Source organism: Mycobacterium sp. (genome assembly GCF_050700595.1).
In the GTDB taxonomy this organism is placed as follows: Bacteria; Actinomycetota; Actinomycetes; order Mycobacteriales; family Mycobacteriaceae; genus Mycobacterium.
On sequence record NZ_JBOHHI010000177.1, the window covers coordinates 1 to 25709 of the forward strand.

General features: G+C 65.6%; 23 protein-coding genes, 3 pseudogenes and 2 riboswitches. Of the genes and pseudogenes, 8 read left to right on the top strand and 18 right to left on the bottom strand.

What is annotated here, in order from left to right; all coding sequences use genetic code 11:
* Window positions 1-4: 4 nt before the first annotated feature.
* Window positions 5-124: riboswitch (SAM riboswitch) on the bottom strand.
* A gap of 196 nt (window positions 125-320) precedes the next feature.
* Window positions 321-2555, top strand: a complete 2235-nt coding sequence (locus ACRDTL_RS16180) for an NADP-dependent isocitrate dehydrogenase (protein WP_431507722.1) — start codon at window positions 321-323, stop codon at window positions 2553-2555.
* Between the two features lie 60 nt (window positions 2556-2615).
* Window positions 2616-3842, top strand: a complete 1227-nt coding sequence (locus ACRDTL_RS16185; protein WP_431507723.1) for an NADP-dependent isocitrate dehydrogenase — start codon at window positions 2616-2618, stop codon at window positions 3840-3842.
* Window positions 3843-3847: 5 nt separating this feature from the next.
* On the opposite strand, the gene ACRDTL_RS16190 is transcribed toward ACRDTL_RS16185, so the two are convergent.
* Window positions 3848-4645 (bottom strand): alpha/beta fold hydrolase, encoded by a 798-nt coding sequence (locus tag ACRDTL_RS16190; RefSeq protein ID WP_431507742.1) that lies wholly within the window; start codon window positions 4643-4645, stop codon window positions 3848-3850.
* A 147-nt stretch (window positions 4646-4792) separates the two neighbouring features.
* Between ACRDTL_RS16190 and trpS the strand changes: the two genes are divergently transcribed.
* On the top strand, window positions 4793-5809 hold the full coding sequence (gene trpS / locus ACRDTL_RS16195) for a tryptophan--tRNA ligase (RefSeq protein ID WP_431507724.1): 1017 nt from the start codon (window positions 4793-4795) through the stop codon (window positions 5807-5809).
* Window positions 5806-6828, top strand: a complete 1023-nt coding sequence (gene yhjD / locus ACRDTL_RS16200; RefSeq protein ID WP_431507725.1) for an inner membrane protein YhjD — start codon at window positions 5806-5808, stop codon at window positions 6826-6828. The genes trpS and yhjD overlap by 4 nt, the downstream gene beginning before the upstream one ends.
* Here the strand turns inward: yhjD and ACRDTL_RS16205 are convergent.
* The 11 genes from ACRDTL_RS16205 to ACRDTL_RS16255 form a co-directional block, all read right to left on the bottom strand.
* Complete coding sequence (locus ACRDTL_RS16205; protein WP_431507726.1) at window positions 6825-7139, bottom strand: DMT family transporter; 315 nt, start codon at window positions 7137-7139, stop codon at window positions 6825-6827. The genes yhjD and ACRDTL_RS16205 overlap by 4 nt on opposite strands.
* Before the next feature lie 11 nt (window positions 7140-7150).
* Window positions 7151-7215: riboswitch (guanidine-III (ykkC-III) riboswitch) on the bottom strand.
* Window positions 7216-7346: 131 nt separating this feature from the next.
* A complete protein-coding gene (nagA, locus tag ACRDTL_RS16210) occupies window positions 7347-8486 on the bottom strand; it encodes an N-acetylglucosamine-6-phosphate deacetylase (RefSeq protein WP_431507727.1) in 1140 nt (379 codons plus the stop codon).
* Window positions 8477-9901, bottom strand: coding sequence for a sugar porter family MFS transporter (locus tag ACRDTL_RS16215; RefSeq protein ID WP_431507728.1), 1425 nt, complete (start codon window positions 9899-9901; stop codon window positions 8477-8479). The genes nagA and ACRDTL_RS16215 overlap by 10 nt, the downstream gene beginning before the upstream one ends.
* Before the next feature lie 104 nt (window positions 9902-10005).
* On the bottom strand, window positions 10006-11385 hold the full coding sequence (gene tnpB / locus ACRDTL_RS16220) for an IS607 family element RNA-guided endonuclease TnpB (RefSeq protein WP_431507743.1): 1380 nt from the start codon (window positions 11383-11385) through the stop codon (window positions 10006-10008).
* Window positions 11385-11972 carry an IS607 family transposase gene (locus ACRDTL_RS16225; RefSeq protein WP_431507729.1) on the bottom strand — a complete coding sequence of 196 codons (588 nt, stop codon included), beginning with the start codon at window positions 11970-11972 and terminating at the stop codon, window positions 11385-11387. Before ACRDTL_RS16225 ends, tnpB begins: the two co-directional genes overlap by 1 nt.
* Window positions 11973-12100: 128 nt before the next feature.
* On the bottom strand, window positions 12101-13336 hold the full coding sequence (locus ACRDTL_RS16230) for a glycosyltransferase (protein ID WP_431507730.1): 1236 nt from the start codon (window positions 13334-13336) through the stop codon (window positions 12101-12103).
* Entirely contained in the window at window positions 13336-13929 is a 594-nt protein-coding gene (locus ACRDTL_RS16235) for a TetR/AcrR family transcriptional regulator (RefSeq protein WP_431507731.1), read from the bottom strand. The genes ACRDTL_RS16230 and ACRDTL_RS16235 overlap by 1 nt, the downstream gene beginning before the upstream one ends.
* A gap of 36 nt (window positions 13930-13965) precedes the next feature.
* Window positions 13966-14982 (bottom strand): acyl-ACP desaturase, encoded by a 1017-nt coding sequence (locus ACRDTL_RS16240; protein WP_431507732.1) that lies wholly within the window; start codon window positions 14980-14982, stop codon window positions 13966-13968.
* 107 nt (window positions 14983-15089) lie between these two features.
* Window positions 15090-16313 (bottom strand): D-alanyl-D-alanine carboxypeptidase family protein, encoded by a 1224-nt coding sequence (locus ACRDTL_RS16245; RefSeq protein ID WP_431507733.1) that lies wholly within the window; start codon window positions 16311-16313, stop codon window positions 15090-15092.
* An 82-nt stretch (window positions 16314-16395) separates the two neighbouring features.
* Window positions 16396-17397, bottom strand: coding sequence for an SMP-30/gluconolactonase/LRE family protein (locus ACRDTL_RS16250; RefSeq protein WP_431507734.1), 1002 nt, complete (start codon window positions 17395-17397; stop codon window positions 16396-16398).
* A gap of 38 nt (window positions 17398-17435) precedes the next feature.
* Window positions 17436-18788: an aspartate aminotransferase family protein gene (locus ACRDTL_RS16255; protein WP_431507735.1), complete on the bottom strand. Its 1353-nt coding sequence runs from the start codon at window positions 18786-18788 to the stop codon at window positions 17436-17438.
* 24 nt (window positions 18789-18812) lie between these two features.
* On the opposite strand from ACRDTL_RS16255, the gene ACRDTL_RS16260 reads away from it, so the two are divergent.
* Window positions 18813-19715, top strand: coding sequence for a sigma-70 family RNA polymerase sigma factor (locus ACRDTL_RS16260; RefSeq protein WP_431507736.1), 903 nt, complete (start codon window positions 18813-18815; stop codon window positions 19713-19715).
* Window positions 19716-19826: 111 nt separating this feature from the next.
* Here the strand turns inward: ACRDTL_RS16260 and ACRDTL_RS16265 are convergent.
* A pseudogene (locus ACRDTL_RS16265) lies at window positions 19827-20060 on the bottom strand (DoxX family protein); the annotation flags it as partial.
* Window positions 20061-20077: 17 nt separating this feature from the next.
* A pseudogene (locus ACRDTL_RS16270) lies at window positions 20078-20716 on the bottom strand (carboxymuconolactone decarboxylase family protein); the annotation flags it as partial.
* Window positions 20717-20750: 34 nt separating this feature from the next.
* On the opposite strand from ACRDTL_RS16270, the gene ACRDTL_RS16275 reads away from it, so the two are divergent.
* Window positions 20751-21317, top strand: a complete 567-nt coding sequence (locus tag ACRDTL_RS16275; RefSeq protein ID WP_431507737.1) for a YbhB/YbcL family Raf kinase inhibitor-like protein — start codon at window positions 20751-20753, stop codon at window positions 21315-21317.
* Between the two features lie 73 nt (window positions 21318-21390).
* Here ACRDTL_RS16275 and ACRDTL_RS16280 read toward each other — a convergent pair whose 3' ends face one another.
* From ACRDTL_RS16280 to sdhC, 4 genes are read right to left on the bottom strand one after another with little or no spacing between them, the layout of a single operon-like run.
* A complete protein-coding gene (locus ACRDTL_RS16280) occupies window positions 21391-22179 on the bottom strand; it encodes a succinate dehydrogenase iron-sulfur subunit (RefSeq protein ID WP_431507738.1) in 789 nt (262 codons plus the stop codon).
* Window positions 22179-23972, bottom strand: a complete 1794-nt coding sequence (gene sdhA, locus ACRDTL_RS16285; protein ID WP_431507739.1) for a succinate dehydrogenase flavoprotein subunit — start codon at window positions 23970-23972, stop codon at window positions 22179-22181. Before sdhA ends, ACRDTL_RS16280 begins: the two co-directional genes overlap by 1 nt.
* Window positions 23969-24436 carry a succinate dehydrogenase hydrophobic membrane anchor subunit gene (locus tag ACRDTL_RS16290; RefSeq protein ID WP_431507740.1) on the bottom strand — a complete coding sequence of 156 codons (468 nt, stop codon included), beginning with the start codon at window positions 24434-24436 and terminating at the stop codon, window positions 23969-23971. The genes sdhA and ACRDTL_RS16290 overlap by 4 nt, the downstream gene beginning before the upstream one ends.
* On the bottom strand, window positions 24433-24771 hold the full coding sequence (gene sdhC / locus ACRDTL_RS16295; RefSeq protein ID WP_431507744.1) for a succinate dehydrogenase, cytochrome b556 subunit: 339 nt from the start codon (window positions 24769-24771) through the stop codon (window positions 24433-24435). Before sdhC ends, ACRDTL_RS16290 begins: the two co-directional genes overlap by 4 nt.
* Window positions 24772-25045: 274 nt before the next feature.
* On the opposite strand from sdhC, the gene ACRDTL_RS16300 reads away from it, so the two are divergent.
* Together ACRDTL_RS16300 and ACRDTL_RS16305 are read left to right on the top strand one after the other, a co-directional pair.
* Entirely contained in the window at window positions 25046-25450 is a 405-nt protein-coding gene (locus tag ACRDTL_RS16300; protein WP_431507741.1) for a cytidine deaminase, read from the top strand.
* Between the two features lie 30 nt (window positions 25451-25480).
* A pseudogene (locus ACRDTL_RS16305) lies at window positions 25481-25709 on the top strand (thymidine phosphorylase); the annotation flags it as partial.

Here is a 25709-nt window from a genome sequence, read left to right on the forward strand (position 1 = left end):
GGCGGACCCGCGCTTGCCGCGTAGCCGGTTGTGGCTACTCAACCTGGTCATCACCCGGGGCACCCCACCGCGGTTGGAGGGTTGCCGGCCAGCAAGCCGGGGCTTGACGCTGGCGCTCATGACCGACCGAAAGCTTATCGCACGTCGCCGGGGCATCGCCACCTGGCCGGTTTGCCGCTGCCCACATGGCGGTCGAAACCAGGCCAAACGCCCGTGATAGCGCCCCACCCCTTCACCGGGGCCAATTGCCCCGTACGCGATACTGACAGCCACAACATGAGCCGCTGAAAAAACTGACCTGAGACGCCGGGAGAAAGACCGTGTGCGCCGAACAGCCGACCATCATCTACACGTTGACCGATGAGGCGCCGATGCTGGCGACCCACGCCTTTCTGCCGATAGTGCGTGCCTTTGCCGAGCCGGCGGGCATCAAGATCCAAGCCAGCGACATCTCTGTGGCGGCACGGATCCTGGCCGAGCTCCCCGATTACCTGTCTCGAGAGCAGCGCGTAGCCGACAACCTTGCCGAGCTGGGCCGGCTGACCCAGCTACCCGACACCACCATCATCAAGCTGCCGAACATCAGCGCCTCAGTGCCGCAACTCGTGGCCGCGATCAGAGAACTGCAGGGAAAGGGGTTCAAGCTTCCGGACTATCCGGAGAATCCGAAGACCGATGGGGAAAGGGAGCTCCGAGAACGCTACGCCAATGTCTTGGGCAGCGCGGTGAACCCGGTACTGCGGGAAGGTAACTCGGATCGTCGCGCACCGAAGGCGGTCAAGGAGTACGCGCGTAAGCACCCACACAGCATGGGCGAGTGGTCGATGGCCTCGCGCACCCATGTCGCAACCATGCGGCATGGCGACTTCTATCACGGCGAGAAGTCGATGACGCTGGACCGCGCGCGCGACGTGAAGATGGAACTGGTGACCAAGAGCGGCGAGACGATCGTGCTCAAGCCCAAGGTGTCGCTGGACGAACGCGACATCATCGACAGCATGTTCATGAGCCGCAAAGCTCTGTGTGAGTTCTACGAAGAGCAGATGGAGGATGCGCGCAAGACCGGCGTGATGTTCTCACTGCACGTCAAGGCGACGATGATGAAGGTCAGCCACCCCATCGTCTTCGGACACGCGGTGAAGACGTTTTACAAAGATGCCTTCGCCAAGCACCAGAAGGTGTTCGACGAACTGGGAGTGAACGTCAACAACGGGTTGGTCGATCTGTACAGCAAGATCGAGTCGCTGCCCGCCTCGGAGCACGATGAGATCATCCGGGACCTGCACGCCTGCCACGAGCATCGTCCCGAGCTGGCCATGGTCGATTCAGCCAGAGGAATCTCGAACTTTCATTCGCCCAGTGACGTGATCGTGGACGCTTCGATGCCGGCGATGATTCGTGCGGGCGGCAAGATGTACGGCGCCGACGGGCGGCCCAAGGACACCAAGGCGGTGAACCCTGAGTCCACTTTTTCCCGCATCTACCAGGAGATCATCAACTTCTGCAAGACCAATGGCGCCTTCGATCCGGCGACCATGGGTACCGTCCCCAACGTCGGCCTGATGGCGCAGCAAGCGGAGGAGTACGGCTCCCATGACAAGACCTTCGAGATTCCCGAGGACGGTGTCGCCAACATCGTGGACCTCGCCACTGGTGAGGTGCTGCTGACGCAGAACGTCGAGACCGGCGATATCTGGCGCATGCCCATAGTCACCGACGCAGCCATCTCCGACTGGGTCAAGCTGGCCGTTACCCGTGCGCGTAACTCCGGCATGCCGGTGGTGTTCTGGCTGGACCCATACCGTCCACACGAGAACGAGCTGATCAAAAAGGTCAAGACATACCTCAAGGATCACTACACCAGTGGCCTCGACATCCAGATCATGTCGCAAGTGCGCGCCATGCGTTACACGCTGGAGCGCTTGATCCGCGGGCTCGACACCATCGCCGCCACCGGCAACATCCTGCGCGACTACCTCACCGATCTGTTCCCGATCCTGGAACTGGGCACCAGTGCAAAGATGTTGTCCGTCGTGCCGCTGATCGCGGGCGGCGGCATGTACGAGACGGGTGCGGGCGGGTCGGCGCCCAAGCACGTCAAGCAACTGGTGGAGGAGAACCATCTGCGCTGGGATTCGCTGGGTGAGTTCCTCGCGTTGGCCGCCAGTCTGGAAGACCTGGGCATCAAGACCGGCAACGAGCACGCCAAGATCCTGGCCAAGACATTGGATGCCGCGATTGGCCAGCTGCTGGACAACGACAAGAGTCCCTCGCGCAAGACCGGTGAGCTCGACAACCGGGGAAGCCAGTTCTACCTCGCCATGTACTGGGCGCAAGAACTTGCCGCGCAGACCGATGACCGGGACTTGCGGAAGCACTTCGCGGTCCTGGCCGACGCGTTGACTGCGGACGAAGACGTCATCGTGGCCGAACTGGCCAAGGTACAGGGCGAGCCGGTGGACATCGGTGGCTACTACGCTCCCGACGCCGCCTTGACCACGGCGGTGATGCGGCCGAGCCCGACGTTCAATGCTGTGCTCACCGCGGCAGGCTGATGCCTGCTCACGACCAGCACAAACGGTTCCGTCGGGGGTGTCACTTGTACTGTTGGGGCCATGTCCGGCGCACGAAAGATCAAAGTCGTAGGCACGATCGTGGAGCTCGACGGCGACGAGATGACACGCGTCATCTGGCAGTGGATCAAGGACTTGCTCATCTTCCCGCACCTCGACATCAAGCTTGACTACTACGACCTGGGCATCGAGCATCGTGACGCCACCGACGACCAGGTGACGATCGACTCGGCGTACGCGATCAAGAAACACGGCGTCGGGGTCAAGTGCGCCACGATCACCCCCTACGAGGCCCGCGTCAAGGAATTCAACCTCAAGCACATGTGGGCGTCGCCCAACGGGACGATCCGAAACATCTTGGGCGGGACGATCTTCCGTGAGCCGATCATCATTTCGAACGTCCCGCGGCTGGTTCCGGGGTGGAAGAAGCCGATCATCATCGGCCGTCACGCTTTCGGTGACCAGTACCGTGCGACGAACTTCACGGTGGACGGGCCCGGCACCGTCACACTGACTTTCACCCCGGACGACGGCAGTGAGCCGATCGTGCAGAAGATGGTGTCCATCCCCGAAGGGGGTGGCGTCGTGATGGGGATGTACAACTTCAAAGAATCTATCCAGGACTTCGCCCGCGCGTCGTTCGCCTACGGACTGCAAGAGAACTACCCGGTGTATCTGTCGACCAAGAACACCATCCTCAAGGCTTACGACGGCATGTTCAAAGACGAGTTCCAACACATTTACGACGAGGAATTCAAGGACAAGTTCGAGGCCGCCGGGCTTTCCTACGAGCACCGGCTGATCGACGACATGGTCGCCGCCTGCCTCAAGTGGGAGGGCGGCTACGTGTGGGCCTGCAAGAACTATGACGGCGACGTGCAATCCGACGCCGTCGCCCAGGGCTACGGCTCGCTGGGGCTGATGGCGTCGGTGCTGATGACCGCCGACGGTAAGACGGTGGAGGCCGAAGCCGCCCACGGCACCGTCACCCGGCATTTCCGCCAGTACCAGGAGGGCAAGCCCACCTCCACCAACCCGATCGCGTCGATCTTCGCGTGGACGCGCGGACTTGAGCACCGCGGCAAGCTGGACAACACTCCCGACGTAATCGAATTTGCCGAGAAGCTGGAAGAGGTCGTCGTCTCCACCGTCGAGGCCGGGCAGATGACCAAGGATCTCGCGCTGCTGATCGGCGGCGATCAGGACTGGCAGACCAGTGAGGAGTTCCTCAACACGATCGCCGACAATCTGAAGAAGGCGCTGGGCTGAGTGGGCTAGCTCGCGGGCGGGTCGACCGCCCGGATCGGCGGACTGTATTCCTCGATGAAGTCGGCGATGATTTCGGTGATCCGCCCCGGCGCCTCGAACATGGGTATGTGCCCGACACCGTCGAGCATCGTGATCTTTGTCTGGCGGGGCAGATGGTCGACGAAATGCCGGCTGAACCGGCGCGGGGGCACCACTCGGTCCTTCTCGCAGAGCACCAGTTGGGTGGGGACGCCGGTAGTGGCCAAGTCCGCCAGCCCGGGCAGCAGCAGCGACTTGACGAGCAGCTGAAAGTAGGCCGGACAATGCCTCAGGTCATCGATCACCGCGATGAGTTCGCGTTCGCTGATCCCGTCCGGCGATCCGCTGATAGGCAGGCTGCCTAACCGGCGGCTCAGCGGCAGACGCAAGATATGCGGCCCGAGCAAGTAGACCAGCACCCACACCGGCATACCCCCGGCGAACTTGGCGATCACCTCGAATTTCGTCGGGCTCCAGCGATGCCAGCCGCCGGCCGGCGCGATGCCGGTGACGGTGCGTGCGCGGCACCGAGTCTCGAGTTCGAACGCCACCCAGCCGCCCAGCGAGTTGCCGACGATGTGGGCGGTATTCCAGCCCAGGTCGTCGAGTTGGCGTTCGACGTGGTCGGCCAACACTTCGGAGCTGAGGAACCGGGTGCCGGCGTCCGGCCCGCCGTTGTGGCCGGCCATCGTCGGGGCGAACACCTCGTAGCGGCCGGTATCGGCCAGTTGCTGGGCCACCGTTTGCCACACCATCTGCGAAATCAGGAACGGGTGCAGCAGCAGGACCGGCTCGCCGGTTCCCAGATGGATCGGCTCGCGGGTGGTCGTCATGCTGCCGACAGTAAGGTGATACCGCCGGTACCGCAAGGCGCGCGACCGCGGGCGCAGAACAGCGTGAAAAGATCCCAGAGTGAAATATTTAGAAGCACCATGAGCACCACTACCGCAACGCCCCGGGTCTTCTCCGGTGTGCAGCCCACCTCCGACTCGCTTCACCTCGGCAATGCGCTGGGCGCGATCACCCACTGGGTCGAGTTGCAGGACGACCACGACGCGTTCTTCTGCGTGGTCGACCTACACGCGATCACCATCCCGCAGGATCCCGAGGTGCTGCGGCGCCGCACGCTGGTGACCGCCGCGCAATATCTGGCGCTGGGCATCGATCCGGGCCGCAGCACGATCTTCGTGCAGAGCCACGTGCCCGCGCATACCCAGTTGGCCTGGGTACTGGGTTGTTTCACCGGTTTCGGCCAGGCTTCGCGGATGACGCAGTTCAAAGACAAATCGGCACGCCAGGGCAACGAGGCGACCACGGTCGGTCTGTTCACCTACCCGGTACTGCAGGCCGCCGACGTGCTGGCCTACGACGCCGAGCTGGTGCCGGTGGGGGAGGACCAACGCCAACACCTGGAGTTGGCACGCGATGTCGCGCAGCGATTCAATAGCCGGTTCCCGGACACCTTCGTCGTTCCTAATCTGTTGATTCCCAAGGCAACCGCCAAGATCTACGACCTGGCCGACCCGACGTCGAAGATGAGTAAGTCGGCGGCCACCGACGCGGGACTGATCAACCTGCTCGATGATCCGGCATTGTCCGCCAAGAAGATTCGATCCGCGGTGACCGACAGCGAACGTGAAATCCGTTACGACCCGGCCGTCAAACCCGGGGTGTCGAACCTGCTGAGCATCCAGTCTGCGATCACCGGCGAGGACATCGACACCCTGGTTCGGCGCTACGCCGGACACGGGTACGGCGACCTGAAAAAGGACACCGCCGAAGTCGTCGTCGACTTCGTGACACCGATCAAGTCGCGAGTCGACGAGTTGCTGGCCGATCCTGGCGAACTAAAAGCCGTACTGGCCACCGGAGCGGTACGAGCCCAGGATGTGGCCGCAAAAACCGTCGAGCGGACCTATGACCGGCTTGGGTTCCTGCCGCAACGATGACCGAAGCGGATAAGCCAGGCATCCTGGACCGGCTACGGGCGCGGTACCGGTGGTTCGACCATGTGATGCGGGCCAACGAACGGTTCAACGAATGCAAGGGCAATTACTTCGCGGCCGGCCTGACCTACTACACGATCTTCGCGATGTTCCCGCTGCTCATGGTCGGTTTCGCGGTCGGCGGCTTCGTCCTGTCACGTCGGGGAGACCTGCTCAGCCAGGTGCACAACAAAGTCAGGGCCACGGTGCCCGGCCCTCTGGGCCAGCAGGTGGTGGACTTGATGAATTCGGCGATCGACTCGCGCGCGTCGGTCGGTATCATCGGCCTGGCCGCCGCCGGATGGGCGGGCCTGAGCTTTATGGCCAATCTGCGTAACGCGCTCAGCGAGATGTGGAAGCAACGGGTTAAGCCACCCGGCTTCGTGCGCACCAAGCTGTCGGATCTGGCGGCGATGGCGTCCACATTCGTCGCGATCGTGGCTACCCTTGCGTTCAGTGTGCTGGCCGGTGCCGCACCGATGGCGAAAGTGCTTGGCTGGCTGGGGCTTCAGGATGCCCCAGGGCTCGACGGCATCCTTCGCGGGGTGTCGGTGCTGACGTCGGTGCTGGTGTCGTGGCTGGTGTTCACCTGGATGATCGCCCGGCTACCAAGGGAGTCGATCGGCTTCGCCAGCTCGGTGCGGGCCGGATTGCTGGCGGCGGTCGGCTTCGAGGTGTTCAAGTTGGTCGCGTCGGTCTATCTGCGCTCGGTGCTGCACAGTCCGGCCGGCGCGACGTTCGGGCCGGTGCTGGGTTTGATGGTGTTCGCCTATATCACCGCGCGGCTGTTGTTGTTCGCCACCGCCTGGGCGGCGACGTCACCGGAAAACCTGCTCGCGGCATCCGCGGAGCCGCCCGAGCCCGCGGTGATCACCACCCGGGTGCAGGCCGACGAGGGTCTGAGCGCACGGCAGGCGTTCGCTGCAGTAGCAGCCGGAGCAATTGGGGCGCTTGGGCTTTCGCGGCTAATCCATCGGCGCTAGGTCGCCAACCGGAGCCCGACGATGCAGCCGATCACGCCGGCGATGAGCAGCACCTTGATCGGCGAGGCCGCTTCGTCGCCGGTCAGCATCGCGTAGCCGACCGTAAGCACGGCACCGATCCCGACCCACACCGCGTAGCTGGTGCCGGTCGGTAGGCTGCGCATCGCGATTGCCAATCCGCTCATCGAAAACATCAGCGCCACAACGAAAACGATCGAGGGAGCCAGCCGGGAAAACCCGTCAGACCTGCTCAAAGCGGTGGCCCACACCGCTTCCAGGGCCCCCGACGCCGCGAGGATCAGCCAGGCCATCACGCACCTCCACAGCGCCGTCTTGTCGCAGGCCGGGTACGGTGCCGCTCGTCCGGTTGTCGGTTGCCGACTGGCCAACGATAGCAAACCCTAACGTCGCAGACTTCTTTCAAGCTCCGCGGTCATCGATCACTCGCTCGAGCGTGCATGGTTGTGCGGGATTTGCGGCGTGTCGGCGTACAAACACGCGCGCTCGTCAGATGCCGGTCAGCGGGTCACCCATTTACCGTTGACCATGACGTCGGTCACCTGCAGACCCTGGCCCAGCACAACAAGATTGGCACGCAGACCCGGACGCAGGCAGCCGACGTCGTCGAACCCGAGAGCACGAGCCGGGGTGATCGACGCCATTTGCACCGCGTCGGCCAACCCGGTGTCCTGATCCGGACCGCGGCCGGCCACGCTGCGGAACAGTTGATCCATGGTCGCGGTGCTACCGGCGATCGTCGAGGTGCCCGGCACCCGGGCCACGCCGTCAGCCACGTCGATGTCGATTTTTCCCAGCCGGAACCTGCCGTCGCCGGCGCCGGCCGCCGCGGTGGCATCGGTGACCAGCGCCACCCGGGTGGGTCCCGCCGTCTCGATCGCCGCGTCCAGCATCGCGGGATGGACGTGTACGCCGTCGGCGATCAACTCAATGGTCACCCGCGGATCGCGCAGCAACGCGAGCACCGGTCCGGGTTCGTGGTGGTGCAGCGGTGGCATCGCATTGAACAGGTGGGTGGCGACCGTCGCGCCGAGCGCGATGGCCTGCCGCGTCTGCTGGTAGCCGGCGTCGGTATGTCCCACGGCGACAACAACACCCGCATCGACGAAACGTCGGATCGCGTCGTCGCTGCCGGGACGCTCCGGTGCCAGCGTCACCATCCGTACCGCGCCGTCACCGGCACGCAACAGGGCGTCGATCTCGGCAGGCTCCGGGTCGCGCATCTGCCGGCGGTCGTGTGCTCCGCAGCGCCGCACGCTCAGCCAGGGCCCCTCCAGGTGGATGCCCGCGACAGTGCCGGCCCGAGTCTGCTCGGCCAGCGCCCGCACCCCGGCGAGCAGATCGGTGGGCGACGCGCTGACCAGGCTGGCCAGCGTGGTGGTGGTCCCGCGCCGGCGGTGAAAATCGGCCGCACACAGGATGTTTGCGGCTTGGCCGTCGGTGTAGGACCTTCCGCCACCGCCGTGCACGTGCATGTCGACGAAGCCGGGCACCACGACCGCGTCAAGCAGTTCGACATCGGCCCGTTGCGGCGGTGAGCCGGGTCCGCAGCCGAGGATGCGATCGCCCGCGATTTCCACCCAGCCCGGTCGGCGAACCTGCTGCTCGAGAACGATTGTGCCGGCAGCGATCAGAGCCATGACGGGGTTTTTGCCGCTATCGGCAATTCGGCGGGCCAGCGGCCGTCGTTCTCCCAGAAGTGGCGGATGTCTTCGAGCTGCCTGCCCTTGGTTTCCGGGGCGAACCTGTAGACGAATGCGAAGCTGGCCAGTGCGAGGACACCGAACACGGTGAAGGTGCCGGCACCGCCGAGGGATCGCAGCATGGTGAGGAAAACGGCGGTGACGATCCCGTTGGCCACCAAATCCGCGGTGAGCATGGTGCCCGACCCCAGCGAGCGCAGCCGGGACGGGAGGCTCTCCCCCGCGTAAACGGACACCAGAGCGCCGAAACCGAACGTGAAACCGATCACGAAAATCAGCACGCCGACGAACCCGAACACAGTGAGCACGGTGTGGGAGCCGTCGCCAGCGGCGAACACCCCGATCAGCAACGCGTTGGCAGCGATCATCGCGGCGATCCCGGTCAATAGAATTGGCCGGCGGCCCAGCCGGTCGACCAGAAGCAGCGAGGTGGCCACCGCAGCCAGTGCGGCGACCTGTACCAGCGCCGGCAGCACGAGCAACGCGAAGTGACCCCGGAAGCCCATTGCCTCGAACAGGCGCGGGCCGTAGCAGATGATCGCGTTGATGCCGGTGATCTGAATGAAAAAGCCGAAGCCGACCAGGAAGACGGTGGCCCGCAGGTACGGTCGTCGCAGCATCTCGGCGGGCGCCCCGCCGGTTTCTTCGAACAGCGCGCGGCCGATCTCGCCGAGTTCCTGCTCGACGTCGGCCTCCGGCTCGATCCGCTCCAGCGTCCGGTGCGCGTCATCGATCCGGCCCTTGAGCATGTACCAGCGGGCGGTGTCGGGCATCCGTTGCACCAGCAGCAGCGCCAGCAACGCGGGCACCGCGGCCAAGCCCAGCATCCATCGCCAGGCCTGCGACCCGGCCAGCCCGTAGGCCGCCAGGTAGCCCAGGATGATGCCGGTTACCGTTGCCACCTGGTAGCTGACCAGCAAGGAACCGCGGATAGCGGCCGGCGCGGACTCCGCAACGAACACCGGTGCCACCACCATGGCCACTCCGATGGTCAAACCGAGCAGCAGTCGTGCGGCCACCAGCATCGGCAGTGAGGCCGATACCGCACCGAGCACCGCGAATATCGCGTACGCGGCCGTCGCCAGCATCAGCGAGTTCCTTCGCCCGGCCGCGTTGGCGAGCGGCCCGCCGCTCATCGCCCCGATGATCTGGCCGATGACCACCGCTGTCGTCACCAGCTCCTGCTTGTTGGTGGATAGCCGAAAGCCGTCGGTGATGTAGAGCAGAGCACCCGCGATGTTGGAGAGGTCGTACCCGCAGATGAGGCCGACGCTTGCCGCGGTAAGGCCGATCAGCAGTGCGCCTCGCGACCGTTGCAGCTCACCGATTCGGCCCAATCTGATTCCTCTCACTGGAGTGGGTTTACCTGCACCGCGGTGCTCACCTGACGCCACGACACCATCGCCGCTGTTCCCGACAGTACCGGTGGCCGTTGCAAGTGAGTGATCTTTAGTGGTCACGCGACTTGCACCCCGTCTCGGGGTTGTTCGGCAGCCTTGCGGCTGCGTCCCTTCCGCGCTTCACGGCCACCTGCCGGGCGAGGCCCGGTCTTATGGTCGGCTCCACGCTTGACGGCGGCCCCAACTAGGCCGACGACGCTAGATGTTTCCTCGTAGCGTGCGAGGTTCACGGCGGCGTTGTCATCACGCTGGTGCGTGACCGAACAGCCTTCGCATTGCCACTTTTCGTCCCAGCCGATGTCCTGCACATGCCCGCAGTCATGGCAGGTTTTCGACGACGGGAACCACCGGTCGGCGACCACCAGTGCCGACCCGTACCAGCCCGCCTTATAGGCGAGGTGCTGCCGCGGTGTGCCTAAGGCTGCATCCGACAGGCCCCGCCTACGTGCGCGGGCACCGGGCAGGCCCTTCTGCCGCAGCATCCCCGCCGCGTTTAGTCCTTCCACCACGATCCGGCCGTGAGTTTTGGCCAAACGCGTTGTCAGAACGTGCAGGTGGTGGGTGCGGACATCGTTGACCCGGCGATGCAACCGGGAAATCTCGGTGGTGCGCTCACGGTAGCGCCGTGAGCCTTTCGTGCAGCGCGAGCGGGCACGGCTGGCGTGCCGCAGCTCCTTGAGTGCCGCGTCTAGTGGCCGTGGATTCGGCACTTGTTCGAGCACTGTGCCGTCCTCGTTGGCAACCGTGGCGAGGCGCCGCACCCCGACATCAACGCCAACCCGTGAACCGGAGTGTGCCACCTTCGGTTGCTGCGGGCGCTGCACGAGGACCCGCACACTCGCGTCCAGCCGGGTGCCGTTACGGCGCACCGTGATCGCCAGCACCCGCGCCCGGCCTTTCGCGATGAGCCGCTCAATCCGGCGGGTGTTCTCGTGTGTACGGACGGTCCCGATGACCGGAAGCGTGAGGTGGCGGCGGTCAGGTTCGACGCGCATCGCTCCGGTCGTGAACGTCACGCGGTCCTGGTCGCGTCCCTTCTTCTTTAATCGGGGGAAGCCCATCCTCTTGCCGTCGCGTTTGCCGGATCGGGAGTTCTGCCAGTTCCAGTACGCGTCGACCGCGCCGTCGATGCCGTCGGCGTAGGCCTCTTTGGAACACTCGCCCCACCACACGGTGCCGGTGTCGGCGTTGACGCAGACCTCGTTCTTGACGCTGTTCCAGCGCTTCCGCAGTACCCGAAGCGACGGTTTCGCTGTCTCTATCCCGGTGGCGCGCCACGCCTCGATGTCGGCTTTCAGGGCCGCGACGGTCCAGTTGTATGCCTTACGCCGGGCACCGAAATGCCGTGCCAGCATCCGCGATTGATCGCTGGTCGGGTCCAGGGTGAATCGGAACGCCTGCACCGTCCAACCTTCAGGAATCTCGAACTTTGCTATCACGCCGCCTCGCGTTCCCCGGCGTCAGCCATCGCAGCGACGGCACGCTTAGCACGGTTGGCAGCAGCGCCTTTGCCATACAACCGAGCACCCATACTGGTGAGGATCTCGGTCATGTCCCGCACCAGATCGTCGTCAACCTCGGACGAATCCACCCCAACGAGGTCGCGTCCCTGCGCTGCCAGCGCCGCCTGGACGTACTCCGATCCGAACCGGCAGAACCGGTCCCGATGCTCCACCACGATCCGGCCCACAAACCGATCACGCAGCAGCGCAAGGAACTTGCGACGGTGCCCTTTCAGCGCGGACCCAACCTCGGTAACGACCTTATCGACCGGGATCTGTCGGGTCGTGGCCCACGCCGTCACCCGCGCGACCTGCCGATCCAGATCAGCTTTCTGATCCGCTGAAGACACCCGCGCATACACCGCAGTGCGACCACACACGCCAGCCTTGGCAGTCGGCTCATCGACGAGAATCAGTCGGCCCACTCGCTGCGCCGGTACCGGCAACGGCCCGGCTCGAAACCAGCGATACGCAGTCACCCGCGCAACACCGTTACGCTCAGCCCACGCCGCGAGATTCATACCCCTGTTCCTACAGCACACCACTGACAACTAACGACCACTCAGACCGCAACAGCTGACAGCCCCCACAGACGATCCCAAGGCGACGGGCATACGTCAATTTCCGCGGCTGCTCCGGGCGGGTGGGGTTAGCTGACGGGTTGGCAGAGCAGCCGGTGTTCGATCAGATCGGCGCCGCGGCCGACCTCTCCGGTGGCGGCGAACCCCTCAGCCACCCGCCGCGCCCCGTCGGCCATCGACATCGCCTGCAACACTTTGGATTTCAACCGCGCAGAGGTTAGTTTCTTGGCCGGCAGCCGGGTACCGCTGCCGGAGACCTCGACTCGACGGGCCACCTCGAACTGATCGCGCCCGTGCGGCACTACACAGACCGGCACGCCGCGCGCGAGCGCCTTTTGCGTCGAACCCATTCCGCCGTGGGTGACGGCGCAAACCGCCTGGTCCAGCACGGCGCCGTGCGGCACGAACTGTGCGACGGTGGCGTTGACCGGCACCCTGATGCCGTCCGGTACGCCGGTGAGCAGGGTCACCACGACGTGCACCGGCTCGTCGGCGAGCGCGTCCATGGCGGTGAGTGCCAGGCTGAGGTCGTCTTGCCGTTCCGACGATGTCGACACCAGCACAATCGGCCGATCGATCTCGTCGAGCCAGGACGGTCGGTCTGCGGCCGGATCGAAGTCGCACGCCCCGATCAATTGCACCGCGTCGCCCCAGTCCGGGTGCGGATATTCGAACGGCTCGCCGCCGGCGACCAGGATCAGCGGGGCACGCCGCGCGAATTCGTCGGCGCTGTGGACGGGGGCAGCCCCGGCCCGCGCACGGACGTTGTTGAGTGCGGGAAGCATCGCCTTCTCTACCACCCCGGTCACGATCGGGCGCAGCGCCGCGTCGCGTATCCGGCCCGCCACGCCCGGCCAGGGCCGCAAACCCGGGCCGAAGGGCGGTACGCCACGAGACCGCAGAAACGGCGTGTAGGGCCAAAACGCCAGCCAGGGAATGTTGCCGGCGTCCGCGACGGCAGCGGCTCCCCAGCAGTTCGCGTCGATGATCAACGCGTCGGGTTCGACGGCGTCGATCGCCGCACGCAGGTCGCCGATCTCGTGTGCCGCCCGGTTGGCGAAAATGTCGCAGGTCAATTTCAACGCCGCACGGGGGTTGGGCGCCGTCCAGTCGGCCATCACGATGTCCTCGATGTGCGGATCGATGGCGTCGGTGACGAAGCCGAGCTGCCGGCCGATGGACACGCCGGCGGACAGCGTGCGCAACGCGATGCGATGCCCCCGTCGGTGCAGCTCGGCCAGCAACGCACAGGTCGGGTACAAGTGACCAAGGGCAGGCGAGGTATACGCCAAAATCGTTGACACTATGGCTCCTTCACCGTGAGCGGCGTGAGCATCTCACGCAGGGCGGCTGCGGTCGCTGTCGCGCTGAGGCCGGAGTCGATGCGCAGCAGTTCCCACGTGCGCAGATCGCAGATCGCCACCAACTGGGCGAGCCGCCGGGATCTGCTGGCTTTCGGCAGGCCGGCCAGCGCATCGCAAAACATCGTCTCGCACCAGTCGCGGTGGTAGCGCTTTCCGGCCGCGACGGCGTCACCGACCGCGGGTGCGCTGACCTGCTCGCCGAGCAGTTTGAGCATCACCGGGCCCCAGTCCTCGTAGTGCTGTACCAGCGTGCGCACAATGTCGTCGAGGTTGTTCGGTACCGCGTCGCCGCGCTGCGCGTGCACCTCGGCCGCGAAGCGGGCAACCGCGGCGGCGAACACGGAATCCTTGTCGCCGAACCTGCGCAGAATGGTCTGGATCGTCACGCCGGAACGCGCGGCGACGCCGGCCAGCGTGATCTCGGCGAACGGCTTGTCGGCGACCAGTTCTCTGGTCGCGTCGAGGATTCGGTCGGCGGTGCGGGCCGCCGCGGCGGCCCGGTTGGTCATCCGGTATGGCCGCGCTTTATTCATGTTAGTCAGATTAACACGAAAAGTGTGATGTGCGGGCTAGTGTCCGCTCACCGTGAGCGTCCCCTTGGTGGAGAGCACCTTGTTGGCGGTGGTCTTCTCGGCCTTGCGGGCCTCTCGGTCGAGGTAGCGCTGCTTTGACACCTCGAATTTGTCGCAGGTCACTTCGAGCTCCTTGATCAGCAGGGCGAGGTCGTCGCGAAGCCGGGCGCCCTCACCGGTGAAGTCTTCACGTTCGAAGATGCGCCACTTCCTCAGCACCGGCATGACGACGTCGTCGAGGTGGATGCGCGGGTCATAGATGCCGCCTACCGCGATGATCACGGCCTTGCGGCGGAACTCGGGAACCGTGAACCCGGGCATCTGGAAGTTGCGCAGGACGCGGTGGATTGACCTGACCGCCTGGTTGGGTACCAGGTCCAGGCCGGCTGCGGTGATGTCGCGGTAGAAGATCATGTGCAGGTTCTCGTCATGTGACATCCGCGCCATCAGCTGGTCGGCGATCGTTTCGTCGCATGCCTTACCGGTGTTGCGGTGGGACACCCGGGTGGCCAGTTCCTGGAACGACACGTAGACGACGGAGTCGAACAGGCTTTCCGCGAACAAGTCGCCCTGCTGGTTCTGGCCCGGGCTGAAGCCGCGGGTCATCTGCTCGACGCGAAGTTTCTCCAATTCGACCGGGTCGACCTCGTGGGTCACCACCAGGTAGTCGCGTAGTGCTGTGCTGTGCCGGTTTTCCTCGGCGGTCCAGCGGTTGACCCACTGACCCCAGGCGCCGTCGATACCGAAGTTCATCGCGATCTCGCGGTGATATGACGGGAGGTTGTCCTCGGTCAGCAGGTTCTGCACCATCGCCACTCGGGCGGCGTCGGAGAGCGTGCACTGTTCGGGCTCCCAGTCCTGACCACCCAGCGCGTAGTAGTTCTTGCCGTCCGACCAGGGAATGTAGTCGTGCGGATTCCATTCCTTGAACATCGAGATGTGCCGGTTGACGAGGCGCTCCGCCACGGGCTCGAGCTCGGTGAGTATCTGCGTATCGGTCAGGGTTGTGGACATCACGCCCTCCAGTTATGTGTGCCTACCGGTTGCAGATAATATATCTGTGCAACCTAGTTACAGACAACTTCGGCGCGCGGTGATGCCGGACTGTTGCCAAGCGGTAATCAGAATTCGCGCTGGGGGCGGCGGTTCACCGACCGGGCGACCATGATCAGCCCGAAGACGATCACCGCGCCGATGATCGCCACCCCGATGCGGACCGGCAGCGCATCGGTGGGTGGCACGATCGCCGCGGCTCGGGCGGCGGCGCCGTCGTTCGCAGCTTCGGCGTCGGGTTTGGCGACCACCAGCGTCGGATCGGGTTCGATCAGCGTGCCCACCCGGGTACCCGGGGCGGTGGCGAACCCGTAGTCCAGCAGATGCGCGGCCTGCTGCCACGGTGCAATCGGTTGGCGGGTGCCGTGGAGCAGCACCGCCACCAGGCGGCGCCCGTCCCGGTTGGCGGCACCCACGAACGTCTGCCCGGCGTCGTCGGTATAACCGGTCTTACCGCCCAGTGCACCGGGATAGTGGTAGAGCAACTGGTCGTCGTTTTCCAGTTCATAGCCGGGACGATCGCCGTGCCCCGGGAAATCGAAGGTGCGGGTGGCGACGATATCCGCGAATGTGGGGTTCTGCCAGGCATAGCGGTAGAACAGGCCGATGTCGTAGGCCGAGGTGCTCATGCCCGGCCCGTCCAGTCCGGACGGCGTTGCGACACGGGTGTCGCGGCCACCGAGCTTGCCGGCCAGCGCGTTGATCTTCTGCAGCGCCACCTGCATGCCGCCGAGTTGCCCGGCCAGTGCCCGGGCGGCGTCGTTACCGGAGTGCATCAGCAACCCGTGCAGTAGCTGGTTGACCGTGTAGCTGCCGCCGGGCACGACGCCGACCTTGGTGCCTTCGGCGGTGGCGTCCTCCGGGGTGCCTTCGACGGTTTTGTTGAGGCTGAGTTCGTTCAGCGATGCCATCGCGATCAGCACCTTGATGACACTGGCGGGGCGATGGCGGCCGTGCGGGTCGCGGGCGGCGAGGACGGCGCCGCTGTCCAGATCGGCGACCAGCCAGGCCTCGGCGGAGATGTCGTCGGGCACCGGCGGTGTGTCGGGTGCGGCGATGATCCCGCAGCCGCTCAGCGCGTCGCCGCCGATCGGCTTCGCCGGTACCGGAAGCGGAAGCGGCGGGTCACCGGCCTGCGGCACCTCCGACGAGTCCACCGCTTCCGGGGTGGACACCCGGAACGGGCATGAATCGGGCGCGGCGTTGGGCTCGGCGGCCGCGGCGGGCATACCGGGTGCCGCGAGCAGGAAAAGCGCCGCTGCCAGGCACGATACCGGACGTAAGGAGGCCATTGTCTGTGCAGAGTAGGCAATCAGCGGCGCGATTCCCGGGAGCCACGCTGTGACTGGTGTTGCAGAAGTTAAAAAGAGAGGTTTACAGCGTGGTGGCTTCCAGTTCCGCGTACGCGACGGCCGGGTAGCTGATCGTGCCCATCCAGAGCTTGCCGGCGCTCTCCACGAGACCGGTGACGACGCCGAAATCCGGATGCGTGGTGCGCAGACCGGCGACGGCCGCGCCACTGTCGGCGTCGAACGCGACAGCCCACACCTCCGGTTTGATCTGCGGTTGCAGCCGATCGGGCAGGTGCCATGCCAACTTGCGCAGGATCGGTGCGCGCGGCAGCAGCCGTTCCAGGGCGGCGTTGACCTGCGTCACCATCGCCGTCCAGATTCGGCCGTCGGCACCCGTGGACAAATTGTCGGGCATGCCCGGGAGATGCACCGCCAATGGCGTCACCGATCCGGCCTGTGGTCCTGTCAGCCAGTACTTCGATAGCCGTCGCGCTTGGGTTTCGGCGAAGACCAGCGCCGACTCGTCAGCCGTGGACGTGACCCCGTTGGCGAAGTACAGGCCGTCGACCAGTTGGGCGACGCTGCCGTCGGCGCCGAGCTTGAACAGGCCGCCCCGCCCGCGCGCCTCGATGATCGCCGCGGTATAGTCCTCGAAACGAAAATCGCTGGTCGATTCAGTGAAATAGATTGTGCCGTCGGATGTTTCGGTGACATTGGAACAGAACATCAGGGGTCTGCCGGTCACCGATTCAACCAGTGTTTCCAGCGTGCGGCTATCCGGGTCCAGCGCAAGCAGGCCCCGGTGGCTGTCGCAGACGAGTACCCGCCCGTCGCGCGCAACGTGTAGGCCCAACGGTCGGCCGCCGGTCTCGGCGACGACGACGGGCTCGCCGCCGTCCGGTGGGATGTGAACGATGCGGCCGTCCTCCAGGCCTGCCCAGATCCGGCCGCTGGGATCGACGACGACGTCCTCGGGCCCGTTTCCCGGCAGCGGGACGACGGTGATGTCCGCCGGCGGGACGTCGGGTAGCGGGTCGACGGGCGGCGGCTGCCAGCGAACCGGGTCGATGCGTGGCTTCGTCACACCGGCATCTTGCCGCGAAAGTGCATTGAGCGACGCTGTTACTCGAGAAATGCGTCGCCAGTCGCACTTTCGCGGCTGGATAAGACCCCGCGCAGGATCGCTTCAATTTCATCGAACTCGGCTTGGGTGCTGATCAGCGGCGGCGCCAGCTGGATCGCCGGATCGCCGCGCTCGTCGATGCGGCAGTACAGCCCGGCGTCATAGAGTGCCGTGGACAGCGCGGGCAACAGCCGACGACGTTCCTCGGTGGAAAAGGTTTGTTTGGTCGCCTGGTCTTTGACGAGTTCGATCGAGTAGAAGTAGCCCTCGCCGCGGACATCGCCGACCAGAGGCAGGTCATAGAGCCGCTCCAGCGTGGCGCGAAACGCCGGCGCCATTTCCTTGACCCGGTCGCAGAGGCCCTCGCGTTCGAAGATGTCGAGGTTGGCCAGCGCGACGGCCGCCGAGACCGGATGTCCGCCGAAGGTATAGCCGTGCGGGAACATCGTCGTGCCGTCGTTGAACGGTTCGAACAGTCGGTCGCTGGCGATCATCGCGCCGATCGGTGAATACCCCGACGTCAGACCCTTGGCGCAGGTGATCATGTCGGGCACGTAACCGATGTCGTCGCAGGCGAACATCGAGCCGATTCGGCCGAACGCGCAGATCACCTCGTCGGAAACCAGCAGCACGTCGTAGTCGTCGCAGATCTGCCGGACCCGGTCGAAATAACCCGGCGGCGGCGGGATGGATCCGCCGGCGTTCTGCACCGGTTCGAGGAACACCGCCGCGACGGTGTCGGGTCCCTCGAACTCGATCGCTTCGGCGATGCGGTCGGCCGCCCACCGGCCGAACGCCTTGGGGTCGGCGTCAAACGGTTCCGGGGCGCGGTAGAAGTTGGTGTTGGGCACCCGGACACCGCCCGGCGCCAACGGTTCGAACGGCGCTTGATAGACCGGCAGGCCGGTGATCGCCAGTGCACCGTGCGTGGTGCCGTGGTAGGCGATCGACCGCGAAATCACCTTGTACTTGCCGGGTTTGCCGGTGAGCTTGAAGTACTGCTTGGCCAGCTTCCACGCGGTTTCGACGGCTTCGCTGCCGCCGGTGGTGAAGAACACCCGGTTCAGATCGCCGGGCGCGTAACCCGCGACGCGCTCGGCGAGCTCGATCGCGGGTGGCGTCGCATACGACCACAACGGAAAATACGCCAGAGTGCGAGCCTGTTCGGCGGCCGCCTCGGCGAGCTCATCGCGGCCGTGTCCGACCTGCACGACGAACAGCCCGGACAGCCCGTCCAGGTAGCTTTTGCCGCCGTCGTCGAAGATCCGGACACCCTCGCCGCGGCTGATGATCGGCGACGTGATGCCCGGGCCATGCCGCGCGAAGTGCCCCCACAGGTGGTTAGTGGTCATCGTGCCCTTCCTACACTTGCGACCATGACCTCTGCCCAGCAAGTCGACGAATTCGAGGCGTTGCGGCCGCATCTGCTGGCGGTCGCTTATCGGCTGACCGGCACGGTAGCCGATGCCGAGGACCTCGTGCAGGAGGCCTGGCTGCGCTGGGACCGGACCGGTACCGATATCGCGGATCTGCGGGCCTGGTTGACGACGGTGGTCAGCCGGCTCGCGCTGGACCGGTTGCGATCGGCGGCGCACCGCCGTGTTAGCTACGTGGGTCAATGGTTACCGGAACCGGTGGTGACCGGGCTCGATGGCGCCGATCCGCTGTCGGTGGTGGTGGCGAACGAGGATGCCCGGTTCGCGGCGATGGTGGTGCTGGAACGGCTTTCCCCCGATCAGCGGGTGGCGTTCGTGCTGCACGACGGGTTCGCTGTGCCGTTCGCCGACGTGGCCGAGGTGCTCAGGACGACCGAGGTCGCCGCCCGGCAGTTGGCGTCGCGGGCCCGCAAGGCGGTGGCCGGCGAGCCCCCGCCGCAACCGGACCCGGCCCACGACGAGGTGATCGGCGCCTTGATGGCCGCCATGGCGGCGGGCGACCTGAATACCGTGGTGGCACTGTTGCATCCGGACGTGACGTTCACCGGTGATGCCAACGGCAAGGCACCGACCGCGGCTCAGGTCATTGTTGGCGCGGACAAGGTGGCGCGGTTCATGTTCGGCCTGGCGCAACGCTACGGCCCGGCGTTCTTCACGGCGAACCAGCTGGCCCGGGTCAACGGTGAGCTCGGTGCCTATACTGCGGGCAGTCCCGGCGATGACGAGCATCGGCCGATGCTGCCACGCATCCTCGCGATCACGGCGCAAGACGGAAAGGTCTGCGCCATCTGGGATATCGCGAATCCGGACAAGTTCACCGGCTCTCCGCTGCGGGCTCGGTAACCAACCGGTTTCACACCGACACGATGACGAAACCGAGTGCGGCGGTGCACAGCGCAAGCATGCCGCTGGCATTGACGAACAGGTTGCGGCCGAAATCGCGGGCCCCCGGACGTGCATTGTGATCGCGACGATGAAATAGCAGACCAACGCGACATAGGTCAGCAGCGCAAGTGGCGGGAACCAAATCCCGATTAACAGGCCCGCTGCCGATGCGATTTTCAGCGGCGGCAGGACCCGCCAGAAGCGGCGCGGGAACCGGACGTCGAGCAGGCAGTCGCTGATGAATCCGACAGGCTTCCAACAAAGAGCGGCATCGGTGAGCTGGATTGCGGCCAGCGCGGCCAGCGGCCATCACGTGACGATCATTGGCATGCTCCTCTGTGTCCGCCCGCGTTCGGGGAACCTTGTGACTCGCCAGCCCAGGGCACCCGGCAAGCATCACCGGAGTTGAAGCCCTGCTCGGTGATACCCAGCGCCGAGTACATCCGGGACCGCATGTTCTCCACGCCGATCTGGTATGTCAGCTCGACGACTGCGGCGTCGCCGAACCGCCGCCGCAAGTCGGCGACCTGCTCATCGGTGACCGAATGCGGGTCGGTGGTCATCGCGTCGGCGTAGCCGATCGCGGCGCGCTCGTCGTCGGTGTAACGCGGAGAAGCTGCGTAATTCGCTATATCCGTCAGCCGCTGCACATCGAGCCCGTCCAGGCGCTGCAGCATCGATCCGAAGTCGACACACCACGAGCAGCCGACGGTGCGGGCGGTCCAAAACACCGCGATCTCACGGACGTTGACCGGTAGTTTGCGCGATGCCGACTGCAGCAGCATTTCGTGCACGGCGTTGGCGACCAGCAGCCGCGGGTGATGCGCGGCCACCGCGAAGGGCTCGGGGACTTCGCCGAAATGGCGCTTGGCGTACCGGTACATCATGCGGACCAGCCAGTTGGCCCGCTTGGGTGGCAGGGGATCGATGCGAGTTTTCTGCGGCATACCCGTCTGACGATCCAGCCGGACAAGCTGTGACAGTCTTTACGCCATGAGACTGGCCGCAGCAGCTCTGGCGCTGCTCTGTCTCAGCCTGCCCGGGTGCGGTGGCGCCGCTACCCCCACCGGAACAGCGACGACCACGCCATCACCACCGCCCGCCGCGGCGGCGAAGTTCACCGTGACCAGTTCGGCCTTCGCCGACAACGCGCCGATTCCAGCCGAGTACTCCTGTAAGGGCCGAAACGTGCCGCCACCGCTTCGCTGGGAGAACGTCCCGGCTGGCACCGGGTCGCTGGCGCTGGTTGTCGACGACCCGGACGCCCCCGCCGGGCTCTATGTCCACTGGGTAGTCACCGGCATTCCGCCGGCAACCACCGAAATCGGCGAAGGCGCGCTGCCCGCGGGAGCGAGCGTGGGGCTGAACTCCGGCGGCAACGCAGCCTATCTCGGCCCGTGCCCCCCGGCCGGCTCAGGCGTGCACCATTACCGCTTCCGGCTGTACGCGTTGCGCGAGCCGCTGGATTTGGCGCCGACGACGCCGGCGCAGCAGGCGACCCAAACGATCGCGAATGCGGCCACCGCCGTCGCCGGCACGGTCGGTCTTTTCAGCGGCTGACCGTGGCGAGCAGACGCAGAATCGCACGCGGAAGGCCCGCGCAGTGCGATTCTGCGTCTGCTCGCCGAGGAAACTAGCGCGCGAACATCAGCGCGCGCTTGACCTCCTGGATCGCCTTGGTCACCTCGATGCCGCGCGGGCAGGCCTCCGTGCAGTTGAACGTGGTGCGGCAGCGCCACACGCCGTCGACCTCGTTGAGGATGTCGAGGCGTTCGGTGGCCGCCTCGTCGCGGCTGTCGAAGATGAAGCGGTGCGCGTTGACGATCGCGGCCGGGCCGAAATAGCTGCCTTCGCTCCAGAACACCGGGCAGCTGGTGGTGCAGATCGCGCACAGGATGCACTTGGTGGTGTCGTCGTAGCGGGCCCGGTCGGTTTGGCTCTGGATCCGCTCGCGGGTCGGCGGGTTGCCGCTGGTGATCAGGTACGGCTTGATCGCGCGGTAGGCATCGAAGAACGGCTCCATGTCCACCACGAGGTCTTTTTCCACCGGCAGCCCGCGTATCGGCTCGATCGTGATGGTCAGCGGCTTACCCGGCTTTTTGGGCAGCAGGTCGCGCATCAGCACCTTGCAGGCCAGCCGGTTATGCCCGTTGATCCGCATGGCATCCGACCCGCACACCCCATGCGCGCAGGACCGCCGGAAGGTCAGTGTGCCGTCGAGGTAGCCCTTGACGTAGATCAGCAGGTTGAGCACCCGATCGGTGGGCAGGCACGGCACCCGGAAGCTCTGCCAACCGGCCGCATCCGGGTTTTCGGGATTGAACCGGGCGATCTTGACGGTCACCATCACCGCGCCCTCGGGGATCGGCGGCAGGGGCGGGTCGCCGGGCTCGGGCGTCTCGACAACGTCGCGTGCACCCATCAGTACTTCCGTTCCTTGGGCTCGTAGCGGGTCTGCACCACCGGCTTGAAGTCCAGCCGGATGTCGGACAGCAGATCGCTGGCTCCTGTTGATTCCCCGGTCGCTGCGCTCCTGCCCTCCAGAACCTTATAAGCCATGGTGTGGCGCATGTAGTTGGTGTCGTCGCGGTGGGGGTAGTCCTCGCGGGCGTGCCCGCCGCGGGATTCCTTGCGGTTCAACGCACCCACCACGGTGACTTCGGCCAACTCGAGCAAAAAGCCCAGCTCGATGGCTTCCAGCAGATCGCTGTTGAAACGCTTTCCCTTGTCGTGCACGGTGATTCGGGAGTACCGTTCCTTTAAGGCGTGAATGTCCTTGAGCGCCTGCTTCAGCGTCTCCTCGGTGCGGAACACCGCGGCATTGTTGTCCATCGACCGCTGCAGCGCGCCGCGGATGTCGGCGACGCGTTCGTTGCCGTGCTCGGAGAGGATGTCACCCACCCAGCCGACGACCATCGCCGCCGGATCCGGGGGCATGTCGACGAAGTCGTGGCCCAACGCGTAGTTGGACGCTGCGACCCCGGCCCGCCGACCAAAGACGTTGATGTCCAACAGCGAATTGGTGCCCAGCCGGTTGGCGCCGTGCACCGACACGCACGCGCACTCGCCGGCCGCATAAAGTCCCGGCACGGTGGCGGTGTTGTCGCGCAGCACCTGCCCGGTGATCGTCGTCGGGATGCCGCCCATCACGTAGTGGCAGGTCGGGTAGACCGGGACCAGCTCGGTGACCGGGTCCACACCCAAGTAGGTGCGGGCGAATTCGGTGATGTCGGGCAGCTTGGCCGCCAGCACGTCGGCGCCGAGGTGGCGGACATCGATGTAGACGTAATCCTTGTGCGGGCCCGCACCGCGGCCTTCCAGCACTTCGAGCACCATCGAGCGGGCGACGATGTCGCGCGGTGCCAGGTCGACGATCGTCGGGGCGTAGCGCTCCATGAAGCGCTCGCCTTCGCCGTTGAGCAACCGACCGCCCTCGCCGCGCACGGCCTCGGATATCAGAATGCCCAGTCCGGCCAGCCCGGTCGGATGAAATTGGTGAAACTCCATGTCCTCCAGCGGAAGTCCCTTACGGAAAACAACGCCCATCCCGTCGCCGGTCAAGGTGTGCGCGTTGGAGGTGGTCTTGTACATCCGGCCTGAGCCGCCTGTCGCGATCACCACCGCCTTGGCGTGGAAGACGTGGATCTCACCGGTGGCCAGCTCGTAGGCGACCACCCCGCTGGCCACCGAACCGCTGCGGGTTTGGGTGAGCAGCAGGTCGAGAACGTAGAACTCGTTGAAGAACTCGACGTCGTGCCTGACGCAATTCTGGTAGAGCGTCTGTAGGATCATGTGGCCGGTGCGGTCGGCGGCATAACACGATCGGCGTACCGGAGCCTTGCCGTGGTCGCGGGTGTGCCCGCCGAACCGGCGCTGGTCGATGCGGCCCTCGGGGGTGCGGTTGAACGGCATCCCCATCTTCTCCAGGTCAAGGACCGCGTCGATGGCCTCTTTGCACATGATCTCCACCGCGTCCTGGTCGGCCAGATAGTCGCCGCCCTTGACGGTGTCGAAGGTGTGCCATTCCCAGTTGTCGTCCTCGACGTTGGCCAGCGCCGCGCACATACCGCCCTGCGCAGCGCCGGTGTGACTGCGGGTGGGGTAGAGCTTGGTCAGCACCGCGGTACGGACCCGCGGGGCGGCCTCGACCGCGGCACGCATCCCCGCGCCGCCGGCGCCGACGATCACCACGTCGTATCGGTGTTCTTGAATCATGAGATGTTCGGGTCGAAGGTCAGCAGTACATAGGTCCCCAGCACCAGCGTGAAGACCATCGACACCGCCAGCAGGGTGTTCAGCCAGAACCGGGTGGAATTCTTGCGGGTGTAATCGCCGATGATCGTCCGCAAGCCGTTGGCGCCGTGCAGCTGCGCCAGCCACAACAGCAGCAGATCCCAGGTCTGCCAGAACGGCGACGCCCAGCGCTGGGCCACGAAGTTGAAGTCGATGCGGTAGACGCCGTCGTCCCACATCAGCATCACGAAGAGGTGCCCGAGCGCGAGAAATACAAGGAGGACACCAGACAAGCGCATGAACAGCCAGGTGTATTTCTCGAAGTTGGGCATCGCGGTGTGCCGGCGCGGCTGGCGGGGATTGCCCAAGCTGGCCGGGCTGTCGAAGCTGTCCTGCCGCACCGGGGCGACGTCACCGCGGCCCAGCTGCAGATCGGGCGAGGTCATCCGAACCGCTCCACCAGATGAATGCCGATCACCACCGTGGCCGGAACCATGACCAGCACCCAGATGACGGCGGTCGCCCATATCATCAGCCGCTGGTAGCGCGGACCCTGCTCCCAGAAGTCGATCAGGATGACCCGGATGCCGTTCAGCGCGTGGTAGAGCACCGCGGCGACCAGCCCGAGTTCCATCAGGCCGACGATCGGCGTCTTATACGTCGCGATGACCTCGGTGTAGGTCTGCGGACCCACCCGGACCAGCGCGGTGTCCAGCACGTGCACGAACAGGAAGAAGAAGATCGTCGCGCCGGTGATGCGGTGCAGCACCCACGACCACATGCCCGGGTCGCCGCGATACAGCGAACGGCGCAAGCGGGATGAGCCGTCTTGCGCCGGGGTGGGCGGACTCGCGGATGTCGCCGTCGTCATCAGCGTCCTTATCGCGTTGCGGAGGCAGCCGGGCATCTCAATCTATCCCGATTTGTAGTGTTAGACGAACCCCTCCGCAGCCGCCGATGCTTGCTCCGGCGCAGAATTCGGGGTAGCGGTGTGAGTTGGCCGACAGTGAACGGGGCCCAGGGAATGCATTGCACAGACGTTCGGTATCACGATCATGACCAAGACCATTGACTGGAATATGCTGCACGACAAGGCAGCCGGTGCAGCACAGCATGCTTATGCGCCGTATTCGCGGCTGCGGGTGGGCGCGGCGGCGCTGGTCGACGACGGGCGCGTGGTCACCGGATGCAATGTGGAAAATGTCTCATATGGCCTGGGTCTCTGTGCCGAGTGCGGCGTGGTTTGCGCCCTGCACTCGACCGGCGGCGGTGGCCTGCTCGCGTTGGTGTGCGTCGACGCCGGCGGGGCGGTGCTGATGCCGTGTGGGCGCTGCCGGCAGGTGTTGTCCGAGCACGGCGGGCCCGATCTGCTGATCGGCCATCCCGACGGACCCCGCCGGCTCGGCGACCTGCTGCCCGAGGCGTTCGGGCCCGACGACCTGCCCCGGCCATCCCGTTGAGCCGCGCCGACGACGATGCAGAGCGAAGCGATGAGGACGAGCGGCGCTAATGACTTCGACGCGCCGACGGTCATCAAGACCAAACGCGACGGCGGGCGGCTCCCCGACGCGGCGATCGACTGGGTGATCGACGCCTATACCGACGGCCGGGTCGCCGAGGAACAGATGTCGGCGCTGTTGATGGCGATCTTCTTGCGCGGCATGGACCACGACGAGACGGCGCAATGGACCGCGGCCATGCTGGCCTCCGGTGAGCGGA